The sequence below is a fragment of the Amycolatopsis sp. 505 genome (genome assembly GCF_031625235.1).
In the GTDB taxonomy this organism is placed as follows: Bacteria; Actinomycetota; Actinomycetes; order Mycobacteriales; family Pseudonocardiaceae; genus Amycolatopsis.
On the sequence record NZ_JACKQP010000007.1, the window covers coordinates 189,387 to 213,782 of the forward strand.

At 72.4% G+C, this 24,396-nt stretch carries 19 protein-coding genes; 10 read left to right on the forward strand and 9 right to left on the reverse strand.

Going from position 1 to position 24,396, the window contains the following annotated elements:
- Positions 1–19 precede the first annotated feature (19 nt).
- Complete coding sequence (locus H5965_RS25820) at positions 20–763, forward strand: fructosamine kinase family protein (protein ID WP_310972831.1); 744 nt, start codon at positions 20–22, stop codon at positions 761–763.
- On the opposite strand, the gene H5965_RS25825 is transcribed toward H5965_RS25820, so the two are convergent.
- The 3 genes from H5965_RS25825 to H5965_RS25835 all read right to left on the reverse strand — a co-directional run bounded on the left by H5965_RS25825 (position 760) and on the right by H5965_RS25835 (position 4,426).
- Positions 760–1,428, reverse strand: coding sequence for an HNH endonuclease family protein (locus tag H5965_RS25825; RefSeq protein ID WP_310972832.1), 669 nt, complete (start codon positions 1,426–1,428; stop codon positions 760–762). The two genes, H5965_RS25820 and H5965_RS25825, sit on opposite strands and share 4 nt — an antisense overlap.
- Before the next feature lie 89 nt (positions 1,429–1,517).
- Positions 1,518–2,483, reverse strand: a complete 966-nt coding sequence (locus H5965_RS25830; protein ID WP_310972833.1) for a hypothetical protein — start codon at positions 2,481–2,483, stop codon at positions 1,518–1,520.
- 209 nt (positions 2,484–2,692) lie between these two features.
- Positions 2,693–4,426, reverse strand: coding sequence for a pyruvate dehydrogenase (locus H5965_RS25835; RefSeq protein WP_310972834.1), 1,734 nt, complete (start codon positions 4,424–4,426; stop codon positions 2,693–2,695).
- 70 nt (positions 4,427–4,496) lie between these two features.
- Between H5965_RS25835 and H5965_RS25840 the strand changes: the two genes are divergently transcribed.
- Positions 4,497–5,411, forward strand: coding sequence for a LysR family transcriptional regulator (locus tag H5965_RS25840; RefSeq protein ID WP_310972835.1), 915 nt, complete (start codon positions 4,497–4,499; stop codon positions 5,409–5,411).
- A gap of 51 nt (positions 5,412–5,462) precedes the next feature.
- Positions 5,463–6,560: an ionic transporter y4hA gene (locus H5965_RS25845; protein ID WP_310972836.1), complete on the forward strand. Its 1,098-nt coding sequence runs from the start codon at positions 5,463–5,465 to the stop codon at positions 6,558–6,560.
- Positions 6,561–6,780: 220 nt separating this feature from the next.
- Here the strand turns inward: H5965_RS25845 and H5965_RS25850 are convergent, their stop codons facing one another.
- From H5965_RS25850 to H5965_RS25870, 5 genes are all read right to left on the reverse strand, one after another.
- The gene (locus tag H5965_RS25850) at positions 6,781–9,105 is read right to left on the reverse strand and encodes a SpoIIE family protein phosphatase (RefSeq protein WP_310972837.1); all 2,325 of its coding nucleotides are present in this window, start codon (positions 9,103–9,105) and stop codon (positions 6,781–6,783) included.
- Complete coding sequence (locus H5965_RS25855; protein ID WP_310973223.1) at positions 9,102–13,652, reverse strand: HAMP domain-containing protein; 4,551 nt, start codon at positions 13,650–13,652, stop codon at positions 9,102–9,104. The genes H5965_RS25850 and H5965_RS25855 overlap by 4 nt, the downstream gene beginning before the upstream one ends.
- Positions 13,653–13,974: 322 nt before the next feature.
- Entirely contained in the window at positions 13,975–14,946 is a 972-nt protein-coding gene (locus tag H5965_RS25860) for a magnesium transporter CorA family protein (protein ID WP_310972838.1), read from the reverse strand.
- Positions 14,947–14,975: 29 nt separating this feature from the next.
- On the reverse strand, positions 14,976–16,814 hold the full coding sequence (locus H5965_RS25865) for a prolyl oligopeptidase family serine peptidase (RefSeq protein ID WP_310972839.1): 1,839 nt from the start codon (positions 16,812–16,814) through the stop codon (positions 14,976–14,978).
- Positions 16,815–16,838: 24 nt separating this feature from the next.
- Positions 16,839–17,252, reverse strand: coding sequence for a DUF6292 family protein (locus H5965_RS25870; RefSeq protein WP_310972840.1), 414 nt, complete (start codon positions 17,250–17,252; stop codon positions 16,839–16,841).
- A 197-nt stretch (positions 17,253–17,449) separates the two neighbouring features.
- On the opposite strand from H5965_RS25870, the gene H5965_RS25875 reads away from it, so the two are divergent.
- The 7 genes from H5965_RS25875 (at position 17,450) to H5965_RS25905 (ending at position 23,248) form a co-directional block, all read left to right on the forward strand.
- Positions 17,450–17,887 carry a DUF6292 family protein gene (locus tag H5965_RS25875; protein ID WP_310972841.1) on the forward strand — a complete coding sequence of 146 codons (438 nt, stop codon included), beginning with the start codon at positions 17,450–17,452 and terminating at the stop codon, positions 17,885–17,887.
- Positions 17,884–18,423 (forward strand): hypothetical protein, encoded by a 540-nt coding sequence (locus H5965_RS25880; RefSeq protein ID WP_310972842.1) that lies wholly within the window; start codon positions 17,884–17,886, stop codon positions 18,421–18,423. The genes H5965_RS25875 and H5965_RS25880 overlap by 4 nt, the downstream gene beginning before the upstream one ends.
- Positions 18,424–18,515: 92 nt before the next feature.
- Positions 18,516–19,898, forward strand: coding sequence for an FAD-binding oxidoreductase (locus H5965_RS25885; RefSeq protein ID WP_310972843.1), 1,383 nt, complete (start codon positions 18,516–18,518; stop codon positions 19,896–19,898).
- Positions 19,880–21,175, forward strand: coding sequence for a class I SAM-dependent methyltransferase (locus tag H5965_RS25890; RefSeq protein WP_396136946.1), 1,296 nt, complete (start codon positions 19,880–19,882; stop codon positions 21,173–21,175). The genes H5965_RS25885 and H5965_RS25890 overlap by 19 nt, the downstream gene beginning before the upstream one ends.
- 101 nt (positions 21,176–21,276) lie before the next feature.
- Complete coding sequence (locus H5965_RS25895) at positions 21,277–21,480, forward strand: cold-shock protein (protein WP_004558414.1); 204 nt, start codon at positions 21,277–21,279, stop codon at positions 21,478–21,480.
- Positions 21,481–21,770: 290 nt separating this feature from the next.
- Positions 21,771–22,703: an acyl-CoA desaturase gene (locus H5965_RS25900; RefSeq protein WP_310972845.1), complete on the forward strand. Its 933-nt coding sequence runs from the start codon at positions 21,771–21,773 to the stop codon at positions 22,701–22,703.
- On the forward strand, positions 22,703–23,248 hold the full coding sequence (locus H5965_RS25905; protein WP_310972846.1) for a polysaccharide deacetylase family protein: 546 nt from the start codon (positions 22,703–22,705) through the stop codon (positions 23,246–23,248). The genes H5965_RS25900 and H5965_RS25905 overlap by 1 nt, the downstream gene beginning before the upstream one ends.
- A gap of 85 nt (positions 23,249–23,333) precedes the next feature.
- Here H5965_RS25905 and H5965_RS25910 read toward each other — a convergent pair whose 3' ends face one another.
- Positions 23,334–24,359, reverse strand: coding sequence for an endo-1,4-beta-xylanase (locus tag H5965_RS25910; protein ID WP_310972847.1), 1,026 nt, complete (start codon positions 24,357–24,359; stop codon positions 23,334–23,336).
- Between the last annotated feature and the right edge of the window lie 37 nt (positions 24,360–24,396).

The window sequence follows — 24,396 nt, forward strand, 5'->3', positions numbered from 1 at the left end:
CGCCGGTACCGTGCCGGACATGACCGACTCCGGCGAGGTGTTCGTCAAGCGCGGCCACGCTCCCGGCGCGACGGCGGCGGAGGCGGCCGGCCTGCGTTGGCTGGCCGCGGCCGGCACCGTGCCGGTGCCCGCCATCCGCAGTCTCGACCGGGACCGGCTCGTCATCGACCGGGTCCCGGCCGGACGCCCGTCAGCGGCGGCGGCGGAACGCTTCGGCCGCGGGCTGGCCGGGCTGCACGCCGCGGGCGCCCCGGCGTTCGGCGCCCCGCCGCCCGACGGCCCTGCGGACGCGTGGATCGGCCGGGCGCCGATGGCCAACGTCCCGGCGGAGGACTGGGCGTCCTGGTACGCGGCGGACCGGGTGCTGCCCTACGTCCGGCTGGCGGTGGACGCGGGGACGTTCGGTGCGTCGGAAGCGGCGTTGTTCGAGCGGGCCTGCGGGCGGGTCCCCGCGTCGGCCGAGCCGCCCGCGCGGCTGCACGGCGACCTCTGGAACGGCAACGTCCTGTGGGACGGGCGCGAGGCGTGGCTGATCGACCCGGCCGCCCACGGCGGGCACCGCGAGACGGACCTCGCGATGCTGCACCTGTTCGGCTGCCCGCACCTCGACCGCGTCGTGGCCGCCTACGACGAGGCGGCGCCCCTGGCGACCGGCTGGCGCGATCGGATCGGGCTGCACCAGCTGTTCCCCCTGCTGGTGCACACGGTCCTCTTCGGACAGTCCTATGCGGACCAGGCGGTGGCGGCGGCGCGGTCGTTCTAGCAGTGGTCCAGCATGGTCTCCAGCGCCTTCTGCTCGGGGACCGTGATGGCCAGGCCGTAGTTGCGCTTCACGACGATCCAGTCGGTGGCGTAGGCGCACCAGTACGACACGAGCGGCGGCTTCCAGGCGTCCGGGGCCTTGTCGCTCTTCTGCTCGTTGAGGTTGTCGGTGACCGCTTTCAGCTGCGGGCGGACGAGGTCGTTCGCGAACTGCTCGCGCCGCTCCCGCGTCCAGCTCTTGGCGCCGCTGATCCAGGCCTGCCCGAGCGGGACCATGTGGTCGATGTCCAGATCGGACGCCTTGTGCCAGGTCTCGCCGTCGTAGGGGCTGACCCAGGTGCCGGACTTCGCGGCGCACTGCGCGTCGGTCTTGACGTCCTTGCCGTCCCGTTTGAGGACCTGCTCCCGGACGTCGCAGTTCGCGTCCACCTTGTCCCAGTGCGGGAACTCGTCCCGGCTGTAGCCGTCCATGGTCCCGCGCACGGCGACCTTCAGGGCGGCCAGCTCGGTGCGCGCCTCGGCGGGCGCGATCCGCGGGGCGGCGACCGTGCCGGGCGCCTCGGTGACCGGACCGGCGCCGGAGGCCAGCTCGTCGGCGAGCTTGCAGCCGGTGAGCGACGAACCGGCGAGGACGGCGAGAAGGACAAGCGCTCGGGTGCGCGGCATCGTGAACCCCTTTCACAGCTACCGGGAGGTGCCCAGCGGCCGCGAGGGGGAAACGGTGCAGATGGCCTAGTTGGCGCGATCCGAACGGGTCAAGATCCGTGAAAGACCTGAGCGACGAAGACGGCGGCCACCACCCCGACGGCGACGAGCACGGTGAGCACGAAGAGCAGGCCCCACGGGACGTCCCGGATCGGCCGCTGCCGCGGGAAGACGCTGACCCGCACGGGCGGAGTCCACGGATCGAGAGCATCCTCGGCCACCGGCGGCGGCTCGGGCGGCACGGGGATGACGGCGGGCAGGTCCGGCAGCCGGTCGAGAACGGGAAGGCGGGCGGGGAACCCGTCGGCGATGAGCGCGGCCCGAGGCGGGGCGAGGTGCGCGAGGGAGAGGGCGTAGCAGGCGTCGAGGACGTCGTCGGCCGACCAGACGGTCCGCCACCGGTTGTGCTGGGCGATGATCCGCCGCAAGCCGCGAGGCTCGGCGAGCACGACGGCGACGTTCGGCACCGGGTGCGGGTCGGGCCAGCGGAGGGCGGGCGGGGCGCCGTTCGGTCGTTCGGCTTCCCGGGCACGGCTGTCCACCTCGGGCGGGACAGCCACCGACCCGTCACCGGCGGGCGGGGCGCCGTTCGGTCGTTCGGCTTCCCGGGCACGGCTGTCCACCTCGGGCAGGACAGCCATCGACCCGTCACCGGCGGCCACGTCCGGCGCGCTCGCCTGCCGGACCGCCGCCCACTCACCCAGCCGCAACTCCGGCTCGCCCGGAGCCCGCGGTTCCGCCGGCGGGACGACCGCGACCAGGCCCGTCACGTGCCGGCCGCCTTCGTGGCCGGCCAGGGCGCCCCTCGCCGCCGCCACCGCGGCTCCGGTGCGGTCTCCCGGACCCGGCCACTCCGCCGGCCCCGGCTCGTGGGCCGCGATCACCACCACTCCGCTGCGGGTGAACACCAGGGCGTCCACCCGCCGCGGGCCCAGCCGGCCCTGCAGCGTGATGCCCGCCAGCGCCAACCCCGTCAGGTGCTGCGGGCCCGGGCCCCACGATCGCAGCAACGCCACCAGATGTTCCGCCGCCGGCGGGAGCGGCCGGTCTGCACCGGTTCGCTGGAGGGCCACGAGCACGCCGGTCACACCTCCCACGACGCCTACGGCGAGCACTCCCTCGACGGTAGGAGGCAACCCCGCCCCTCCCCCAGCAGCCGAACGAGTGGTCGATCACCACCGTGCGTAGCCAAGAGGGGTGCGCCGGGAGGGTCCACAGTGGACAGCTAGGGCCGCGGGGTGTTGCGCAGGTTGGCCCGCGCCAGGTCGACCATCTTGCCGACACCGCCGTTGAGCACCGTCTTCGTCGCGCCCAGCGCGAATCCGCGCACCATCTCCCCCGTGATGCGGGGCGGGATCGACAGCGCGTTCGGGTCCGTCACCACCTCGACCACCGCCGGCCCCGGGTGGGCGAACGCCTTCTCCAGCGCGCCGCGCACGTCGTCCGGGTCCTCGACGCGCTCGGCGAACACGCCGCAGGCCGCCGCGATCGCCGCGAAGTTGACCGGAGCGTGGTCGGTGCCGAAGTCCGGGAGGCCGTCGACCAGCATCTCCAGCTTCACCATGCCCAGCGTGGCGTTGTTGAACACCACGACCTTCACCGGGACGTCGTACGCCGGCAGCGTCAGCAGGTCGCCCATCAGCATCGCGAGCCCGCCGTCGCCCGACAGCGACACCACCTGGCGGCCGGGCTGGGAGAGCTGGGCGCCGATCGCGTGCGGCAGCGCGTTCGCCATGCTGCCGTGCCGGAACGAACCCAGCACGCGGCGGCGGCCGTTCGGCGTCAGGTAGCGCGCGGCCCAGACGTTGCCCATGCCGGTGTCGACGGTGAACACCGCGTCGTCCGCGGCGACCTCGTCGAGCACCGAAGCGACGTACTCCGGGTGGATCGGGCGGCGGTGCTCGATCTTCGTCGTGTACGCGCCGACGACCTTCTCCAGCTTCCGGACGTGTTCCCGCAGCATCCGGTCGAGGAACCCCCGGTCACTCCGGGGCCGCAGCAGCGGGAGCAGGGCCCGCAGCGTTTCCTTCACGTCGCCGTGCACCGCGAGATCCAGCGGCGTGCGGCGGCCGAGGCGCGAGGCGTCGTGGTCAACCTGGATCGTGCGCGCCTGCGGGAGGAAGTTGTCGTACGGGAAGTCGGTGCCCAGCAGCACGATGCGGTCGGCCTCGTGCATCGCGTCGTAGCAGGCGCCGTAGCCGAGCAGGCCGCTCATGCCGACGTCGAACGGGTTGTCGTACTGGATCCACTCCTTGCCGCCGAGCGAGTGCCCGACCGGCGCGGCGAGCTTTTCCGCCAGCTCCATGACCTCGTCGTGCGCGCCGCGGACGCCCGCGCCGGCGAACAGCATCACCTTCTCGCCGGAGTTCAGCAGGTCCGCCAGCTCCCGCACGACCGCGGCCGGCGGCACCGCGGGCGACGGCGTCACCAGCGGGAGGCGCTCGGTCAGCGGGCCGGTGGCCTTGCGGTCGGCCAGGTCGCCCGGGATGGTCAGCACCGCGACGCCGCCCTTGCCGACGGCGGCCTGCGTGGCGATCCGCAGCAGCCGCGGCAGCTGCGCCGGGTCCGCGACGACCTCGCTGAAGTGGCTGCATTCGGCGAAGAGCCGGTCCGGGTGGGTCTCCTGGAAGAAGCCGGTGCCGATCTGGTTCGACGGGATGTGCGACGCGATCGCGAGCACCGGCGCGCCCGACCGGTGGGCGTCGAACAGGCCGTTGATCAGGTGCAGGTTGCCCGGGCCGCAGCTGCCCGCGCAGACGGCGAGCTTGCCGGTGACCTGCGCTTCGGCCGCGGCGGCGAAGGCGGCCGTCTCCTCGTGGCGGACGTGGACCCACTCGATGCCGTCGGTGCGGCGGACCGCGTCGACGATCGGGTTCAGGCTGTCCCCGACGATGCCGTAGATGCGCTCGACCCCGGCGTCGCGCAGGGTCCTGACCAGTTGTTCTGCCACGGTAGCCATGCCTCCAGCGTGACCCCGGATGATCGATGCGTCCAATGCCTGATTGGCTGAAATTCCATACACTGGCGGCATGGACGTCGAGACGCTGCGGCTCTTCCGCGAGGTCGCGGCCGGCGCCACCGTCACCGAGACCGCCGCGCGGGCGCATCTCACCCAGCCCGCGCTGTCGCGGGCCCTGCGGCGGCTCGAGCGCGACGCCGGCGCCGAGCTGTTCCGCCGGTCCGGACGGGTGCTGCGGCTGACGCCGGCCGGGCACGCCTTCAAGCGGCACGTCGACCTCGTGCTCGACCAGCTCGACCAGGGCCTGCGCGAAGTCGGCGAGCTCGTCGCGCCGGACACCGGGGTCGTCCCGCTGGCGTTCCTGCACACGTTCGGCACCTGGCTGGTGCCCGCCGTGCTGAGCGGCTTCCTCGCCGAGCACCCGAGCGCCCGGTTCGAGCTGCGGCAGCACGGCGAGGCCGGCCTCGAAGCCGAGCTCCTCGAGGGCACGGCGGACCTCGTCATCACCAGCGGCGACCCCGGGCACTCCCAGCTGCACTGGGCGCGGCTGCTCGTCGAGCCGCTGCGGCTCGCGGTCCCGCCGCGCCACCGGCTGGCCGGGCGACGGCGGGTGCGCCTCGCCGACGTCGCGGACGAGACGTTCATCCTCCTGCGCCCGGGGTACGCGTTGCGCGAGACGACCGAGCGGCTGTGCGCCGAGGCCGGGTTCGTCCCGCGCATCGGGTTCGAGGGCGACGAGGTCGAGACGCTGCGCGGCCTCGTCACGGCCGGGCTCGGGGTGTCCGTGGTACCGCTGCCGCACACGGCGGCGTTCCCGGCGCCGCACCTCGAACTGACCGATGTGGACGCTGCGCGCGACATCGGCCTCGCCTGGGCGACGGGCCGGAACCTCCCACCACTGAGCGAAAGCTTCCGCCGGCACGTCGTCGAAGCGGCCCCGCGGCTGGTGGCGCCCGACCGCAACCGTCCACAAGGGACGATGTGAGAAGTGCCGTACGGACCCGCGGGATCCCGGCCGGTGTGACAGGGTGGAGGCATGGTCGCCGCGCTGAGATCCTTCCTGCTGTCCTGGACCTCCGTCACCCCGGTGGTCGGCGTGCTCGTGTTGGCGCTCACCTGGGGCCGCGACCTCGGCCCGGTCTTCGTCGGGGTCGTCGCCGTCGCGCTCGGGGCGACCGTGCTGGCCGCGGTGCACCACGCGGAGGTCGTCGCCCACCGGGTGGGTGAACCGTTCGGGTCGCTGGTGCTCGCGGTCGCGGTCACGGTCATCGAGGTCGCGCTGATCGTCACGATGATGGTGTCGGGCGGCCCGGAGGCGGGCTCGCTCGCGCGGGACACGGTGTTCGCCGCCGTGATGATCACGACCAACGGCATCGTCGGCATCTCGCTGCTGGTCGGCGCCCGCCGCTACGGCTCGACGCTGTTCAACTCCGAAGGCAGCGGCGCCGCGCTGGCGACGGTCGCGACCCTGGCCACGCTCAGCCTGGTGCTCCCGGCGTTCACGTCCAGCACGCCGGGGCCGGCGTTTTCCCCCACCCAGCTGACCTTCGCGGCGCTGGCCTCCCTGGTGCTGTACGGCACGTTCGTGCTGACGCAGACGGTCCGGCACCGCGACTTCTTCCTCCCGGTCGCGGCCGACGGCGCGGTCAAGGAGGACGACCACGCCGAACCACCGTCCAACCGAGCGGCCCTGGGCAGCCTGGCGCTGCTGCTCGTGGCGCTGATCGCGGTGGTCGGCCTGGCGAAGGTCGAGTCCCCGGCGATCGAAGCCGGAGTGCGCGCGGCCGGGTTCCCGCAGTCGTTCGTGGGCGTGGTGATCGCCCTGCTGGTCCTGCTGCCGGAGACCCTGGCGGCGGTGCGCGCGGCCCAGCGCGACCGGATGCAGATCAGCCTCAACCTCGCGTACGGCTCGGCGATCGCGAGCATCGGCCTGACGATCCCGGCCATCGCGCTGGCGTCGGTGTGGCTGCCGGGCCAGCTCCTGCTCGGCCTCGGTGCGACGCAGATCGTCCTGCTCGCGCTGACGGTGGTGGTGAGCGTCCTGACGGTCGTCCCCGGCCGCGCCACCCGCCTCCAGGGCGGCGTCCACCTGGTCCTGCTGGCGGGCTTCCTGGTTTTGGCCATCAACCCCTGACGCCGTGTCGACCCTCCAATCACGCGTGTCGGCTCCCCCATCACGCGTGATGGCCCTTCAATCACGCGAGAAGCCCCGCGGAGCACGGCCGACGCCCGTTCCGCTTCTCCGGCCGACCGGCGAGCGGCGCCTCCCCGTGATCGGGAGGTCGACATGCGTGATTGGAGGGTCGACACGCGTGATTAGGGGGTCGACACGCGTGATTGGGGGGTCGACACGGTCAGGCGGTGGTGACCTCGATCCCGACCACGCAGGTGTCGTCGTCGGTGTCCGCGGTGCTGAAGGTCAGCAACCTGTCCAGCTGGTGCTCGAGGCCGCCGTCGTGGCCGTGGACCAAGGTGACCAGGCGGGACACCGAATCCTGGACCGGGCGGTCGCGGCGCTCGATCAGGCCGTCCGTGTAGATCAGCAGGATGTCGCCCTCCGCGAGCTGGAGCTCGTCCTCCTCGTACACGACGTCGCGGACCGCGCCCAGCAGCGAGCCGCGGATCAGGGGCAGCGTCGTCGCCGTTCCGTCGCGGTGGCGGACGATCGGGGGCAGGTGGCCCGCCCGGGCCCAGCGAAGCTTGCGGTGCGCCGGGTCGTAGACCGCCGTCACCGCCGTGGCCGTCACGTGGTCCGTCAGGTGGTAGGCCACCAGGTTCAGCCACGTCAGCAGCTGAGCCGGGCCGGCGCCGGTCGCCGCGAGGCCGCGCAGGGCGTTGCGGAGGCTCACCATGCCCGTCGCCGCGTCGATGCCGTGGCCGGCGACGTCGCCGACGCACAGCAGGACCTCGCCCGTCGGCAACGCGACCGCGTCGTACCAGTCGCCGCCGACCAGGTGCTCCTTCTCCGCCGGGCGGTAGCGGACCGCCGCACGCAGGCCCGGCATGTCGATCGGGCCCTTGGCCGGCGGCATGATCGCGTGCTGCAGCTGCAGCGCCAGCCGGTTGCGCTCGATCGCCTGCTGCTCGGTCTCGGCCAGCCTGTCCCGCGTCGCGGCCAGCGCCACCTCGGTCCAGTGCTGCGACGAAACGTCCTGGTAGGCACCGCGGACCGCGACCAGCTCGCCGCGGCCGTCGACGACCGGCTCGGCGACCACCCGGATGTGCCGGGCGACGCCGTCGGAGCGCTGCAGCCGGAACGCCGTCGACGACGGCCGCTTGTGGTGCAGCACCGCCCGCAGGAACCGGCCGATCGCCCCGGCGTCGTCGGGGTGCGCGTGCTCGGCCAGGTCGTGCAGCGACAGCGGCGACGCGTTCGGCGGCAGGCCGTACAGCGCGAACAGCTCGATGTTCCAGGTGATCGCCCCGGTGACGACGTTCTCCTCGAAGCCGCCGATCCGCCCGAGCCGCTGGGCGTGCTGCAGCAGCACCGCGAGCTTCGCCGCGTCGTCCTGGATGCGCAGGATCAGCAGCACGTTCCCGGCGAAGCGCGTGACGCTGACGTCGGTGAGCACGGTCAGCGGCACCTGGTCGACCAGGGTGGTGATCGCCACGCTGTCGGCCCGGAACGGCTCGCCGGTGGCGTAGACGCGCTGGATCTTGTCGAGCAGCCCGCTTTCCTCCGCGGCCAGCGGGTAGGTCTCCAGCAGCCGGGTGCCGACGATCCGGCTGCGCGGCCGGCCGCCCGGGTCGGCGAACCGGATGTTCGCGTGGTGGATGCGGAAATCGCCGCCGTCCAGGCACGGCGTCAGCAGCACGGCCGGGTCGTACAGGCCGTCGATGAAGTCCACCAGCTCGCCGAGCACGTCACCCGCCGGCGGGAGCTCCCGGGTGTCGAGCGTGTACGCGCACAGCTCGGCCAGGGCCTCCAGCTGGCGGCGCTGCCGCCCCGGTTCCGCGGGCAGCGGGTCGGGCCAGCACATCTCGACGACGCCGATGATGCGCCCGCCGGTCCCGGTCGGCACCGTCACCCGGCCGCCCCCGGACAGGCTGTGCTGCCCGATCGACGGCAGGCCTGCAGCGGCGAGCGTCGGGCACCAGACGGTGTCGCGCTCGAGCAGCGCGTTGCGGGCGGGCGTCGCCACGCCCGGCGGGACGTACCGCCAGCGCGCCGCCTCCTCGGCCGAGAACCCGGCGGAGCCGGCCAGCGTCAGCGACCCGTCGGACCCGGCGAGCCACACCGCGACCGCGGTCGCGCCCAGCGGCCGCAGCGCATGGTCCAAAATGGACTCCGCGACGCGCTGGGTGTCCCCGGCCGCGAGCACGCCGCTCTCCGCGGTCCGCAGCCGGACCGCGACCGAGTCGCCGGAGTCGTCGGCGCGGGCCAGGAACTCCTGCGCCACCTCGGTCACCCGGTCCGCGGCCGCCTCGCCGACGACGTCCGCGGCGAACTCCAGCGGCGTCATCCCGGCCCGCCCGGCCAGGGTCTCCAGCTGCCGCGCCGCGTCGGCCGGCGCGCACTGCAGGCGTTCCATCAGCACGCCCTTGGCGAGCTCGATCAGCGCGCGGCCGTCGGCGACGGCGTGCGCGTGGTCGATTTCGCTGCGCAGGCGGGCGACGGTGTCGGCCAGCCGCGCGAGGTTGGCCGGGACGTCGGAGACCGGCCGCTCGTCGCCGATCACGCCGTCACGTGCCGCTTGATGCGGGTGATCAGGTCGTCGGCGTCCACCGGTTTCGTGACGTAGTCGGTCGCACCGGAGGCGAGGCTCTTCTCCCGGTCGCCCGGCATCGCCTTCGCCGTCACCGCGACGATCGGGATCCCGGCGTGCTCCGGCATCGCGCGGATCTTCGCGGTCGCGGTGTAGCCGTCCATCTCCGGCATCATCACGTCCATCAGGATCAGGTCGATGCCGGGGTGCGACGCGACCGTCTCGACCCCCTTGCGGCCGTCTTCGGCGTGCAGCACCTGCATGCCGTGCAGCTCCAGGATCCCGGTCAGCGCGTAGACGTTGCGCGGGTCGTCGTCGACGATCAGCACCGTCCGCCCGGCCAGCGTCGTGTCGACGTCCGCCGCGCGCACCGGCGCGGCCGGCTCGTCCGGGCGGACCAGTGGCAGCACCGCACCGGGCTCCTCCGCCGACAGGTGCAGCGCGATCCGCTCGCGCAGTTCGTCCAGTCCGGACAGCACTTCCAGGGACTGCATGTCCGCGCGGGACTGCACGAGCTGTTCGAGTTCGCCGTCGAGCCGCCGGCTGTTGTGCGCGAGCACCGGGACCAGCCGCAGCGCGCTGTCGCCCTGCATCGCGTCCAGGAAGGTGAACGCGGTCCGCTCCGGCAGGTCCAGGTCGAGCACCACGCAGTGGTAGGCGTCGGTGGCGAGCGCGGCGGCCGCCTCCTGCGTGCCGACCGCCGTCACGACCTCGACGTCGGCGGGCGAGAGGCCGATGTCGCGGCTGTCGGACAGATCCGCGGCCGCGCTCTCGGCGACGAGCGTCAGCAGGCCGTGCTGGCGTTCCTCGACGACCAGCAGCCGCCGGTACGCCCGCGGGCCCGACGCCGCGGCGGGGGCACCGGGCTCGGTGGTCACGACGACGGTGCCGGGGTGGTCCCCCGCCGGCAGCGGTGCGAAGTCCGGGCGCGCGACCGGCAGCGCGAAGGTGAAGGTGCTGCCCTCGCCCAGCGTGCTTTCGGCGGTGATCACGCCGCCGAGCAGCTGCGCGATCTCGCGGCTGATGGACAGGCCGAGCCCGGTCCCGCCGTACTTGCGGCTGGTCGTGCCGTCGGCCTGCTGGAACGCGCCGAAGATCGATTCGAGCTGGTGCTCGGCGATCCCGATGCCGGTGTCGGTGACGCGGAAGGCGACGGCGGGCCCGTGCGCCCGCAGCGGCCGGGGCAGCCGTTCGGGGTCCACCGGCTCGATGTGCAGCTCGATCAGGCCGACTTCGGTGAACTTGACCGCGTTGGACAGCAGGTTCCGCAGCACCTGCCGCAGCCGCGAGTCGTCGGTGAGCAGCTCGGACGGCGACCCGGGCGCCACGGTGATCCGGAAGTCCAGGTTGCGCTGGGAGGTCATCGGCCGGAACGTCGCCTCGACGTAGTCGATGAGCTGGCGCAGCGACACCTGCTCCGGCGTGACGTCCATCTTCCCGGCCTCGACCTTCGACAGGTCGAGGATGTCGTTGATCAGCTGCAGCAGGTCCGAACCCGCGGAGTGGATGATGCCCGCGTACTCGACCTGCTTCGCGGTCAGGTTGCGGGTCGGGTTCTGCGCGAGCAGCTGGGCGAGGATCAGCAGGCTGTTGAGCGGGGTGCGCAGCTCGTGGCTCATGTTGGCCAGGAACTCCGACTTGTACTTCGACGCCAGCGTCAGCTGCTGGGCGCGGGCCTCCAGCTCCTGCCGGGCCTGCTCGATCTCCAGGTTCTTCGTCTCGATGTCGCGGTTCTGCGTGACCAGCAGGGCCGCCTTCTCCTCCAGCTCGGCGTTGGAGGACTGCAGTTCCTCCTGCCGCGCCTGGAGTTCCTCCGAACGGGCCTGCAGTTCCGCGGTCAGCCGCTGGGATTCGCCGAGCAGCTCGTCGGTGCGGGCGTTGGCGACGATGCTGTTGACGTTGACGCCGATCTGCTCCATCAGCAGCTCGAGGAACGCGCGGTGCACCGTCGTGAAGCCGTGCACCGAGGCGAGTTCGATGACCCCGAGCACCTGGTCCTCGACCACGATCGGCAGCACGATCAGGCTGGCCGGCGCGGTGCGGCCGAGCCCGGAGGAGATGGTGGCGTAGCCGGGCGGGACGTCGTCGACCGCGATCGCGCGGCGGCTGCGGGCGGCCTGCCCGACCAGCGACTGCCCGACCCGGAACCGGACCGCCGGGCCGTCCCCGTCGTCCGGGTGGCCGTACGCGCCGACGAGCCGCAGCTCGGGCACCTCGGCGGTGTCGTCGGCCAGGTAGAACGCGCCGTACTGGGCGTTGACCAGCGGGACGAGCTCGTCCATCACCGCGGCCGCGACGACGGCGAGGTCGCGCCGGCCCTGCATGAGCCCGGTGATGGTGGCCAGGTTGGACTTGAGCCAGTCCTGTTCCTGGTTCGCCCGCGTGGTTTCGCGCAGCGACTCGACCATCGAGTTGATGTTGTCCTTGAGCTCGGCGACCTCGCCGGAGGCGTCGACGGTGATCGAGCGGGTCAGGTCGCCCTCGGCGACCGCGCTGGTCACCTCGGCGATCGCGCGGACCTGCCGGGTGAGGTTCCCGGCCAGCTCGTTGACGTTCTCGGTCAGCCGCTTCCAGGTCCCGGAGACGCCTTCGACCTCGGCCTGGCCGCCGAGACGGCCTTCGCTGCCGACCTCGCGCGCCACGCGGGTGACCTCCGCGGCGAACGCCGAGAGCTGGTCGACCATCGTGTTGATCGTGGTCTTGAGCTCGAGGATCTCGCCGCGGGCGTCGACGTCGATCTTGCGGGTCAGGTCGCCCTGCGCGACGGCGGTGGTCACCTGGGCGATGTTGCGGACCTGCCCGGTGAGGTTGTTCGCCATCGAGTTGACGTTGTCGGTGAGGTCCTTCCAGGTGCCGGCCACGTTCGGCACCCGCGCCTGGCCGCCGAGCATGCCCTCGGTGCCGACCTCGCGGGCGACGCGGGTGACCTCGTCCGCGAACGCCGAGAGCGTGTCGACCATCGTGTTGATGACGTCGGCCAGGGCCGCGACCTCGCCCTTGGCCTCGACGGTGATCTTGCCCGACAGGTCGCCGCGCGCGACCGCGGTGGCGACCTGCGCGATCGAGCGGACCTGGCCGGTCAGGTTGGACGCCATGACGTTGACGTTGTCGGTGAGGTTCTTCCACGTCCCCGACACGCCGCGGACGGTCGCCTGGCCGCCCAGGTTGCCCTCGGTGCCGACCTCGCGGGCGACGCGGGTGACCTCGTCCGCGAACGCGGACAGCTGGTCCACCATCGTGTTGATGGTGTCCTTGAGCTCGAGGATCTCGCCGCGGGCGTCGACCCGGATCTTCTGGGACAGGTCGCCGCGGGCGACCGCGGTGGTGACCTGGGCGATCGAGCGGACCTGCGCGGTGAGGTTGTCGGCCATGACGTTGACCGACTCGGTGAGGTCCTTCCAGGTGCCGGAGACGCCCTTGACGTCGGCCTGGCCGCCCAGCCGTCCCTCGGTGCCGACCTCGCGCGCCACCCGGGTGACCTCGTCCGCGAACGCGGACAGCTGGTCCACCATCGTGTTCAGCGTGTCCTTGAGCTCCAGGACCTCGCCGCGGGCGGTGACGTTGATCTTCTGCGAGAGGTCGCCCTTCGCCACCGCGGTGGCGACCTGGGCGATGTTGCGGACCTGGTCGGTCAGGTTGCCGGCCATGAAGTTCACCGAGTCGGTGAGGTCGCGCCAGGTGCCCGAGACGCCCTTGACGTCGGCTTGGCCGCCGAGGCGTCCTTCGGTGCCGACTTCCCGCGCGACGCGGGTGACCTCGTCGGCGAACGACGACAGCTGGTCCACCATCGTGTTGATCGTGTTCTTGAGCTCGAGGATCTCGCCGCGGGCGTCGACGGTGATCTTCTGCGAGAGGTCGCCCTTCGCGACCGCGGTCGTCACCTGGGCGATGTTGCGGACCTGGTCGGTCAGGTTGCCGGCCATGAAGTTCACCGAATCGGTGAGGTCGCGCCACACGCCGCCGACGCCGGGCACCTGCGCCTGGCCGCCGAGCCGGCCTTCGCTGCCGACCTCGCGCGCCACCCGGGTGACCTCGTCCGCGAACGACGACAGCTGGTCCACCATCGTGTTGACGGTGTCCTTCAGCTCGAGGATCTCCCCGCGGGCGTCGACGTCGATCTTCTGCGACAGGTCACCCTTCGCCACCGCGGTCGCCACCTGGGCGATGTCCCGCACCTGGGTGGTCAGGTTGCCGGCCATGGCGTTCACCGAATCGGTGAGGTCCTTCCACGTGCCGGACACGCCGGGGACCTTCGCCTGCCCGCCCAGCTGGCCCTCGCTGCCGACCTCGCGGGCGACGCGGGTGACCTCGGAGGTGAACAGCGACAGCTGGTCGGCCATGCCGTTGAAGACCGTGGCGATCTCGCCGAGCAGGCCGTCGGCCCCGCCGGGCAACCGGATGCCGAAGTCGCCGTCGCGGACCGCGGTCAGGCCGGCCAGCAACCGCCGCAGCTCCTGCTCCCCGGCCTCGCCCACGCCTGCAGCTGCGACTTTGGCACCCGGGCGCGTCCCTTCGACCATTGCCCCGCTCATCCGCCACCCGTTTCTTCGGTTGTCCCGCTCCGGTGCACACCGGATGGCTCAGCATAGTGCAGCTGCACTATGCTGAGCGGCAACGGTTGAGCAACCAGCCGCGCCCGTGTCCGCGCGCGCTCCCCAGGCGGTGCTCGAAAGCCTTTCCTTCTCTCCCAGGCCATCCGGCCGCGTTGACCCGTTCGGCTGAACGCCGTCCCGGGCACCGGTTGACGTGCGCGCGGCCGCCGTCGCCGGGGTTCGCCGCGCCCGGATTCGCTGTCCGGTGTGGACACTCCACAGTGGATCGGCCGCCGCGCGCGAAGCCGGGTCAGAGCCAATCCTTCTTCTTGAAGATCCCGTACAGGCCGAGCGACAGCACCAGCACCACGGCCGTCGAGGTCCAGAAGCCGCTCGGGGCGCCGTTGCCCGGGTACGGCACGTTCTGGCCGTAGAAGCCGGTCACCGCGGTCGGCACCGCGATCACCGCGGCCCAGCCCGTCACCTTCTTCATGATCAGGTTCAGCCGGTTGCCCTGCAGGTTCAGCTGGGTCTCCCGGACCGTCGCGATCAGCTCGCGCAGCGCCTCCGTCTGCTCCGCGGCCTGGCGGGCGTGGTCGTGGACGTCCTCGAAGTACGGCCGGGTCAGCTCGTCGGCCAGCCGCAGGTCCGGCCGCATCAGGGAGCTGAGCACCTCGCGCATCGGCAGCACCACCCGGCGCAGCGCGGTCAGGCTCTTGCGCAGCCGGAACGAGCGGCGCTGCAGCTCCGACGAGTCCGGGCGGTCCTCGAAGACCAGGTCCTCCAGGGCTTCGACCTCGTCGTCGAGGGCCTGGACGGCCTCGTACTGCCCGTCCACGACGTGGTCGAGCAGGCCGTGCACCAGGAACGGGACACCCGACTTCGCCAGCTCCGGCGCCTGGTCCCAGGCGCGCACGACCGGTTCGATGTCGAAGCCGTCGTCCTTGCGCACGGTGACCAGGGCCCGCGGCGTGACGAAGGCGCCGAACTCGGCCGTCGTGACATCGCCGGTCCCCGCGTCGAACCGCACCGCGTAGGCGGCGAGGAAGGCGTGGCCGTCGTAGCGGTCGAGCTTGGGCCGCTGGTGTTCGGACACCGCGTCCTCGACGGCGAGCCGGTGCAGGCCCAGTTCGTCCGCGAGCTCCGCCAGATCCGCTTCGGTCGGCCCGCAGAGGTCCACCCACACCGTGGTGCCCGGTTCGGCCAGGAACTCCGACACGTCCTCGACGGGGAAGTCTTCCTTCTGCAGCACGCCGTCGCGGTACACCCGGGTCCTGGTCATCCCCTCCGGTTACCCAGCGGCGGCGGGGTTCAAGCCAGCCGGTCCGAGAACCAGGCGCGGACGCGGTGCAGGTAGTCGAGCTGGTGGCCGCGCTCGCGCAGGGAGTGGCCCTCCCGGGGGTAGACGACGAACTCGTGCGGCCGGTCCCCGAGCGCGTGGTGCAGGAGTTCGGCCTGCGACAGCGGGACGTTCGCGTCGTCCTCGCCGTGCACGATGAGCACCGGTGTCCGGATGCGCTGGGCGTGGGTGATCGGGCTGTTCTCCCGGCCGCCGAGGGCTTGGTCGTACCGGCCGCACTCCCCGGTCGCGGCGAGCAGCGGCCAGTCGGCGATGCCCGCGTTGACGACGGCCGCCTTGAAGCGATCCGTCTGCGTGACGGCCCAGGCCGCCATGAACCCGCCGTGGCTGCCCCCGCCGATCCCGAGCCGGTCTCCGTCGGCGACGCCCGCCTCGACGAGCAGGTCGATCCCGGCGAGGAGGTCGGTGAACTCCGCGCCCCCGACGTCGCCGGCGACGCTCGCCGCGAAGGCGTGACCGTGGCCGAGGCCGCCGCGGGGATTCGGGAGGAACACCGCGAACCCGGCCGCGGCCAGCCACTGGCCGTGGCGGAACCACCCGAGCTGGAAGCGGTCGGCGTAGCGGTCGTACGGGCCGCCGTGGACCAGGGTGACGAGCGGGAAGGGCCCGTCGGCGCGGGTCCGGCCGGGCGGCAGGACCAGGAGGCCGTCGAGGTCCAGACCGTCTCCCGCCCGGTAGGACAGGCGTTCCTGCCGACCCCACCGGATCCCGGGCCGCTGCGGCTCGCCGATGCGCGTGAGCGGGCCACCCGGCGGTCCACAGTGGACGGCTTCCGGTTCGGTGGCGCTGCTCCCGACGACGGCGACGGTGTCTCCGCTCGCGCTCAGGTCCAGCAGGCTGCCGGTCGCGCCGCCGAGCTCGGTGAAGGTGCCGGTGGCGGGGTCGAAGCGCCGGATCGTGGTGTCGAGGCCTTCGGCGAACAGGGCCAGCAGCCGGCCGTCCCCGGCCCTCGCGAGTTCGATCGGGCAGACGCTCATCCCGGCGGTGAGGTTCCGGTGGCCGCTGTCGAAGATCGCGCGGCCGCCGATCAGGCCGGGCGGGGTGATGCCGAGGTAGGCCAGGCGCCAGCCGGCGTCGTCGCGCCACCAGGTGAGGGACGCGGCTTCCGGCGCCGGGACGCCGAGGTCCCGCCGGGCCCCGGTGACGGCGTCGACGAGGTGGAGGCCGGCGTCGTAGAGCCCGGGCTCCCGATCGGCGACGGACCAGGTGAGCACGGCGAGAGAGTGGCCGTCCGGCCGCGCGGTGACTTCGACGACGTGCCGCGGGCCGAAGTCGCCGAGGAGGCGGAGGCCGCGGGCCGACGGGTCGAGGAGCCACAGCCGATCAGGCCGGTCGACACTGTCCCAGGTGGGCACTCCGGCCGGGCCGACCACGCGAACCCGGGGGTCGGCCGCCTCCTTTTCCTCGGAGGCGACGAGCACCACCGCACCGTCCGGCAGCAGCGCGTACTCGTGGATCCCCGCGGGCCAGTCCGTCAGCTGCTCCGGCTCGCCGCCTTCCCGGGCCACCCGGTAGAGCTGCGCCGTCCCGCGCTCGGCGCGGTCGGAGAGGAAGAAGACCGACGCCGAATCCGGCGCCCACCGCGGCTCCCGGTCTTCCGCCGCGCTCGGCGCCGGCTCCCGGGGCGGCGCACTCGCGTCCACGGGACCGGCCCGCACCTCGCTCACCGGATGCTTCCCCGGCTGCCCCACCGGCGAACTCGCGAACACGACCCACGCGCCGTCCGGCGACACCCGCGGCGTCTTCGGCACCATCCGGTCGACCACGGCTTCCGCCGTCAGCTCCCCCATGGGCCCCAGTGTGCCCGAAACCGATCAACTCCGGCCCGCGGCCAGCAGGTGCTCGTGGCCGCCCGCCTCGCGCAGGACCGCGGCCTCCGGCGTCCCCGCGTCCGGGTCGTCCGCGCGGACCGCCGCCAGGAAGCGGACCACCGCGCGGGGTTCCGGGAACACCTCGCCACCCAGGTAGGTCAGGACCGTCGCCCCGGTGGTGTCTTCGATCGCCGCCGCCCAGCCGTGGACTTCGTCCCAGACCAGGGCCAGGTCGTGGCCGGGGAAGCGGGCCAGGCGCCAGTCGAGGGCGATGTAGGCCGCCGCGGGGGTGCCCGCGTCGAGCGTGCAGGACTCCAGGCCCACCCCCACGGCCCGGGCCACCGCCCCCACGTAGCCGCGCAGCCGCCGCTCGAACGAGAACTCCGTGTCGCGCCCGAAGTCGATCAGAATGCTCAACGCCGCCTCGCTTTCCCCATTGCGCCGCGGGATCCTCCGCGGTCGCCCGATCGGGTACCCCGGGGTACCGCCGCTCAATCCGGCGAACCGGACAGCTCCCGCCAGGCGAGATGTCGTCCATCCGGCGACATCTTCCTTGTCATCGAAACGATGACATGTTAGAACGGAACCACCCGAGAGAAAGGCACCACGACCCCGTGACCGCATCGATCGAACTCCCGACCGGTTACCAGCACCCCGCCGTCCCCGCGCTGCTCGGCTACCTCCGCGACGTCACCGCCGAGCTCGGGATCGGCCTCGAGTCCTGCACCCTCGACCACGACCGCCCGGTCTCGGCCTACGTCGCCCTCGACACCCGGCTGCCGCACTACCCCGACCGCGACGTGGCCCTGCTGTGGGACGAGGAACGCGGCTGGGCGGCCGCGATCGAGACGCACTCCGGCGAGGACCTGATCGTCCTGCGCTACCTGGGCGGGCCCACCGTCGTCCCGCCGCCGCGCCGGGTCGCGCGGTTCGTCACCGCCCTGCACGAGGACGACCACACCGTGGGACGTCCCGACCCCGTCGAGCTCCGGACCGCGGGCGACGCCGGCGAACTCGCCGCTCTGCTGCGCCGGCCGGCCGCGGCCCGATGACGGCGCCGCTGCCCCTGCCCGAGAGCTTCGCGCTGACCTTCCGCGGCTACGACCGCGCGCAGGTCGACGAGCGGATCGACGAACTCCTGGCCGAAATCCGCCTGCTCGGCACCGACCGGGACGCGGCCGTCGCCGAGGCCGAACACCTCGCGCGGCAGCTCGAACGGGCCCGCGCCGACCACGCCGAGCTGAGCGCCCGCACCGACCGGCTGTGCCGCGAACCCGCCGACCCGGCCGCCGTCGGTGACCGCGTCCGGCACCTGCTGGAACTGGCGCACGCGGAAGCCGGCGAGATCGTGGCCACGGCCCGGGAGCGCGCCGCCGCGATCGTCGCCGAAGCGGACGAGGCCGCCGAGCGCCGCACCGCCGACGCCCGCGCGCAGGCCTGCCGGATCGTCGACGACGCCCGCCGCCGCGCCGACCGGCTGGCCGCCGTCGAGCGGCGCACCGCCGACCGGCTGCGGCGGATCGACGCCTTCCTCGCCGAGGCCGAATCGGTCCTCGAGGGGCAAACGCCGCTCCGCGCCGTCGCCTGATGCGCATCCGGCGTCGTGAACCGCTTACGGGAATGAGTCTTTTCACGACGTCCGGCGCGCCACCACGGCTCCCGGTGAGGCAGGATCAGGGGGTGACCATCGATCAGGCCGGGGCGCCGGAAGCCCCGGCTTTCCCCGCGCACGAAGCCCGCGTCGACGCACTGAGACGGCAGCTCACCGCGATCGACGGCGAAGCGACCGTCCGGCTCGCGAAGCGGACCTCCAACCTGTTCCGCTCCCGGGCCGCCGCGAAGCACCCCGGGCTGGACGTCTCCGGCTTCGCCCACGTGCTGCACGTCGACCCCGGGACCCGCACCGCCGACGTCGAAGGGATGGTCACCTACGAGCAGCTCGTCGACGCCACCCTGCCGCACGGGCTGATGCCGCTGGTCGTGCCGCAGCTGAAGACCATCACCCTCGGCGGCGCGGTGACCGGGCTCGGCATCGAGTCCTCGTCCTTCCGCAACGGCATGCCGCACGAGTCGGTAGTGGAGCTCGAGGTGCTCACCGGGGACGGCCGGATCGTCGTCGCCACGCCGGACAACGAGCACCGCGACCTGTTCCACGGCTTCCCGAACTCCTACGGCACCCTCGGCTACGCGCTCCGGCTGAAGATCCTGCTCGAACCGGTCAAACCGTTCGTCGAGCTGCGCCACGTCCGCTTCCACGACCGGGACACCTACTTCACCGCCCTGCGCGAAGCCTGCGACAGCGGTGAAACCGACTTCGTCGACGGCACGGTCTTCGGTCCGGACGAGCTGTACCTGACGCTCGGGACGTTCACCGACACCGCGCCCGCCACCAGCGACTACACCTGGCTGGACATCTACTACCGGTCCATCCAGCGCCGCGAGACCGACCACCTCACGGTCCGGGACTACCTGTGGCGCTGGGACACCGACTGGTTCTGGTGCTCGCGCGCGTTCGGCGTCCAGCACCGGCTGCCGCGGCTGCTGCTCGGCCGCCGGTTCCTGCGGTCCTCGGTGTACTGGAAGGCCGTCGCGCTCGATCGCCGGTTCCGGATCGCCGAGCGGCTGCTGAAGCTCCGGCGGCTGCCACCCGAGGAGACGATCGTGCAGGACATCGAGGTCCCGCTCGACCGGGCCGCGGAGTTCCTCGAGTTCTTCGAGCGCGAAATCCCGATCAGCCCGGTCTGGATCTGCCCGCTGCGCCAGCGGCCCGGCGGCGTCCGCTGGCCGCTGTACGAACTGGACCCCGAAGAGCTGTACGTCAACTTCGGGTTCTGGTCGGCCGTGCCCCTCGACCCCGGCGAGCGCGACGGCGTGCACAACCGGATGATCGAAGCCGAGGTCACCCGCCTCGGCGGGCACAAGTCGCTCTACTCGGACAGCTTCTACACCGAGGACGAGTTCTGGCGGCTCTACAACGGCGACGCCTACCGCGAGCTGAAGCGCGCCTACGACCCGCGCGAGCGATTGCTCGGCCTCTACGAAAAATGCGTCCGCCGCCGGTGAAAGGAACGAACGTGACCCAGGAGAACATCACCGTCGGCGCCGTCTTCGAGCGGCTGCTCGGACCCCGCGCCGAGGTGTCGATCACCGCCTACGACGGCAGCCGCAGCGGCCCGGCCGACGCGCCGGTGGCCATCGAGGTGCGCTCGCCGCTGGCGCTGGACTACCTGATGTCCTCCCCCGGCGACCTCGGCCTCGCCCGCGCGTACGTCGCCGGCGCGCTCGACGTCACCGGCGACCTCTACACGGCGCTGCACGCGCTGGCCGCGCAGGTCGACCAGCTCACCCCGGCCGACCGGCTGTGGCTGCTGCGCAAGCTCGGCCCGCGCCACCTGCGGCTGGTCAAGCCGCCGGCCGAGGAGCACCCGAGCCGGTTCCGGCGCGGGCTGACCGCGCTGCGGCACTCGAAGGAGCGCGACAGCGAGGCCATCGCCAGCCACTACGACGTGTCCAACCGGTTCTACGAGCTGGTCCTCGGCCCGTCGATGGCCTACACGTGCGCGGTGTTCCCGCACGAGGACGCCACCCTGGAGGAGGCGCAGGCGCACAAGTTCGACCTCGTCTGCAAGAAGCTGGGCCTCAAGCCCGGGATGAAGCTGCTCGACGTCGGCTGCGGCTGGGGCGGGATGGTCGCGCACGCCGTCCGCCACTACGGCGTCGAAGCCATCGGTGTCACCCTTTCGCGGGAACAGGCCCAGTGGGCGCAGAAGAACATCGTCGCGCTCGGGATCGCCGACCGCGCCGAGATCCGCCACCAGGACTACCGGGACGTCACCGAGACCGGGTTCGACGCGATCTCCTCGATCGGCCTGACCGAGCACATCGGGGCCCGCAACGTCCCCGGCTACTTCCGCTTCCTGGCCGGCAAGCTCAAGGCGCACGGACGGCTGCTCAACCACTGCATCACCAACCCGGACACCAGCGTCGCGCACCGCTCGCGCGGGTTCATCGACCGCTACGTCTTCCCCGACGGCGAGCTCGAAGCCCCCGGCGAGCTGATGACGGCCATGCACGACGCCGGCCTGGAGGTGCGGCACGCGGAGAACTTCCGCGAGCACTACGCGAAGACCCTCGCGGGGTGGTGCGCCAACCTCGACGCGAACTGGGACGAGGCCGTAGCCGAGGCCGGCGCCGGGCGCAGCCGGGTGTGGGCGCTGTACCTCGCGGCCTGCCGGCTGGCCTTCGAACGCCGCGAGATCGAACTGCACCACATCCTGGGTGTGCGGACCGACAGCGAGGGCGGGATGGGCATGCCGCTGCGACCCGATTGGGGAGTTTGACCACCGGGGGTGGCCACTCCGGACGCGCAATGGAAGGATGGGGGGTGAGACCGGGTGTCCGAACGGGACGCCCAGGCTCACTACAAAGAGTAGGTATTGGTATGGCTCAGGGCAGTGTCAAGTGGTTCAACGGCGAAAAGGGCTTCGGCTTCATCGCGCAGGACGGCGGGGGTCCGGACGTGTTCGTCCACTACTCCGAGATCCAGGGCAGCGGCTTCAAGTCGCTCGACGAGGGTCAGCGCGTGGAGTTCGAAATCGGCCAGGGCCAGAAGGGCCCGCAGGCCCAGCGCGTCAGCGTCATCTGAGCCACGAGGCAGCCTGAGGCCCTCGCCCCGACCAGGGGCGGGGGCCTTACTCGTTCCCGGGCGCCGACCACACTGCGGATTCACAACGATCAGGTAACGTGGAACGGGTACGAGAGCACCCCCCGTGTGCCGGCGTCCGGTCGGCCTCACTCTCGCACCGTGGCCATCCGAGGCAGATCACCGGCAGGAGCGGTGACGCGCCCGGCCACCCGCAGACCGCTGACCGCCGGGTGTTCCGCTCCCCGGCCTCCCGCGCCCCCGCGCGGCGTAGACCTCGAATCGAGTAGTGCATGACCGCCTCCGTGAAGGCAGCCCGGCCGGCCCCGAAACCCGTCCTCTCCGGCAAGCAGACGATCCCCGAGCTCATCACCATCCGCACGTTCCTGCTGGTCCCGTTCCTCGCGCTGGCCGTCGCCGTCCCGGTGTTCTGGGGCTGGGGCGTCAGCTGGCTCGACCTCACCATCGCCGGCGCGTTCTTCGTGGTCTCGACGCTCGGGATCACCGTCGGTTACCACCGCTACTTCACCCACGGCTCCTTCCGGGCGAAGCGGGCGCTGCGCATCGCGCTGGCCGTCGCCGGCGGACTCGCGGCGCAGGGCCCGGTGCTCGTCTGGGTCGCCGACCACCGGAGGCACCACGCCTTCTCCGACCGCGAAGGCGACCCGCACTCGCCGTGGCTGTTCGGGACCTCGCCGCTGGCGCTGGCCCGCGGGTTCTGGCACGCGCACATGGGCTGGCTCTTCGGCCGCGACAAGACCAACGTCGACCGGTTCGCCCCGGACCTGGCCGCCGACCGCGACCTGCGCGTCGTCGACCGGCTCTTCCCGCTGTGGGTGGTCCTGAGCCTGCTGCTCCCGCCGCTGCTCGGCGGGCTGATCACGCTGTCGTGGTGGGGAGCGCTGACCGCGTTCCTGTGGGCGGGCCTGGCGCGGATCTCGTTCCAGCACCACGTGACGTGGTCGGTGAACTCGATCTGCCACATGATCGGCGAGCGCCCGTTCGCCAGCCGCGACCGCTCGGCGAACTTCTGGCCGCTGGCCATCCTCTCGATGGGCGAGTCCTGGCACAACACCCACCACGCCGACCCGACGTCGGCCCGGCACGGCGTGCTGCGCGGCCAGCTCGACGTCTCCGCGCGGGTGATCTGGGTGTTCGAGAAGCTGGGCTGGGCGTGGAATGTCCGCTGGCCGACGGCGAAGCGGCTGGCCGCGCTGGCCCGCTGATGGACACCGTCGCGCTGACCTTCGACGACGGCCCGTACCCGGAGACGACCCCGGCGCTGCTGGCCGCCCTCGACGGGACGCCGGCGACGTTCTTCCTGTGGGGCGAGCACGCCGAGGCGCACCCCGCGCTGGTCCGGGCGATCGCCGCGGCCGGGCACGTGATCGGCAACCACACCTGGACCCACCCGCGGCTGACCACGCTCGGCCCGGAAGCCCGCGCCGAGGAGGTCCGGCGCACGCAGGACCTCCTCGCCGAGCTCACCGGAACCCGCCCGGTCCTGTTCCGGCCACCCTACGGCGACACCGGCCCGGAGGTCGCGGAAACCGTTGCGGCACAGGGGCTCACCGAGGTGCTGTGGACGGTCGACACCCGCGACTGGGCCGGCTGCCCCGAGGACGAGATCGTCGCCGCGGCCGGGGAAGCGCAGCCGGGCGGCGTCGTGCTGATGCACGAAGGCCGCCCGGCCACCCTCGACGCGGTCCCCCGCATCCTCGCCGCGCTCACCGAGCGCGGGCTGCGGCCCGGCCCGGTCGCCCTCCGGTGACCGCCGCCCGGAGGTCGCGAATGACTCATTCGGGACCTCGGAGGTCCCGAATGAGTCATTCGCGGCACCGGCGACCGGACGCGGGTCAGGGGTTGAGGGCGAAGTACGCCGGCTTCGGGCGCAGGTTCTCGTCGAAGAGGCAGGCCGCCCCTTCGCCCGGGAAGACGTCCGGGACCCACGAGTGCCGGTCGGTGAACCCCCACGTCGTGAACTCGACGCACTTGCGGACCGCGTGGCAGCCGTCCCACAGCTGCCCGAAGTAGCTCGCCTGGGTGGCGAGCTTGGCCGGGTCGGCCGGGGTCGGGATCCGGACGTCCGCCTCGGTGACCGCGGTCTCCACGCCGATCTTGGCGAAGCGGGCCAGGTTCTCGCGGTACTGGCCGGGGAAGCCGTACTGGATCGACAGGTGCCCCTGGATGCCGACGCCGTCGATCGGCACGCCCTGCCGGCGCAGCGTCTTCACCAGGTCGTACACCGCGTCGCTCTTCGGGTTGATCCCTTCGATGTTGTAGTCGTTGATGTAGAGCTTCGCGTGCGGGTCGGCCGCGTGCGCCCAGCGGAAGACGTCGGCGACGAAGCCGTCGCCGAGCTTCTGCCGGAAGACCGTGTCACGCCGGGTGCCGTCCTCGTTGAAGATCTCGTTGACGACGTCCCAGGCGCGGATCTTGCCCTTGTACCGCTTGACTTCCGTGGTGATGTGGTCGCGCAGCACCCGGCGCAGCTCGTCGGCGGGCAGCGCGCCGACCCAGTCCGGGAGCTGGGAGTGCCAGACCAGCGTGTGCCCGCGGACGGTCTTGTGGTGTTGCTGCGCATACTTGACGATCGCGTCGGCGCCGGACCAGTCGTACTGGCCCCGCACGGCTTCGATCGTGCCCCACTTCATCTCGTTTTCCGGCGTCACGTTGTCGAATTCGCGGGTGAGCACCGCCCGGTAATCGGTTTCCGAAGCCAGGTACGTGGCGGCCACCGCGCTGCCGACGTAACGGTTCGTGGTGTATTGCAGCGGCAACGAGTGTGCCCCCGCCGAAGCGGCGGGCGCCTGCCACACGGCAATACCCATGACGGCCGCGACCGCGGCGACGGCCTGTTTCTTAGGAATTCTTCCCAGCATCTTCATCCTCCGCGAGACAATGGTGCTCCGAAACTTT

What these genes read in the sequence shown, in the direction of transcription:
- H5965_RS25820 (WP_310972831.1), top strand. Translation starts at nt 20, where the DNA reads ATGACCGACTCCGGCGAGGTGTTCGTCAAGCGCGGCCACGCTCCCGGC.
- H5965_RS25825 (WP_310972832.1), bottom strand. Translation starts at nt 1,428, where the DNA reads ATGCCGCGCACCCGAGCGCTTGTCCTTCTCGCCGTCCTCGCCGGTTCG.
- H5965_RS25835 (WP_310972834.1), bottom strand. Translation starts at nt 4,426, where the DNA reads ATGGCTACCGTGGCAGAACAACTGGTCAGGACCCTGCGCGACGCCGGG.
- H5965_RS25840 (WP_310972835.1), top strand. Translation starts at nt 4,497, where the DNA reads ATGGACGTCGAGACGCTGCGGCTCTTCCGCGAGGTCGCGGCCGGCGCC.
- H5965_RS25845 (WP_310972836.1), top strand. Translation starts at nt 5,463, where the DNA reads ATGGTCGCCGCGCTGAGATCCTTCCTGCTGTCCTGGACCTCCGTCACC.
- H5965_RS25855 (WP_310973223.1), bottom strand. Translation starts at nt 13,652, where the DNA reads ATGGTCGAAGGGACGCGCCCGGGTGCCAAAGTCGCAGCTGCAGGCGTG.
- H5965_RS25860 (WP_310972838.1), bottom strand. Translation starts at nt 14,946, where the DNA reads ATGACCAGGACCCGGGTGTACCGCGACGGCGTGCTGCAGAAGGAAGAC.
- H5965_RS25865 (WP_310972839.1), bottom strand. Translation starts at nt 16,814, where the DNA reads ATGGGGGAGCTGACGGCGGAAGCCGTGGTCGACCGGATGGTGCCGAAG.
- H5965_RS25880 (WP_310972842.1), top strand. Translation starts at nt 17,884, where the DNA reads ATGACGGCGCCGCTGCCCCTGCCCGAGAGCTTCGCGCTGACCTTCCGC.
- H5965_RS25890 (WP_396136946.1), top strand. Translation starts at nt 19,880, where the DNA reads ATGCGTCCGCCGCCGGTGAAAGGAACGAACGTGACCCAGGAGAACATC.
- H5965_RS25895 (WP_004558414.1), top strand. Translation starts at nt 21,277, where the DNA reads ATGGCTCAGGGCAGTGTCAAGTGGTTCAACGGCGAAAAGGGCTTCGGC.
- H5965_RS25900 (WP_310972845.1), top strand. Translation starts at nt 21,771, where the DNA reads ATGACCGCCTCCGTGAAGGCAGCCCGGCCGGCCCCGAAACCCGTCCTC.
- H5965_RS25905 (WP_310972846.1), top strand. Translation starts at nt 22,703, where the DNA reads ATGGACACCGTCGCGCTGACCTTCGACGACGGCCCGTACCCGGAGACG.
- H5965_RS25910 (WP_310972847.1), bottom strand. Translation starts at nt 24,359, where the DNA reads ATGCTGGGAAGAATTCCTAAGAAACAGGCCGTCGCCGCGGTCGCGGCC.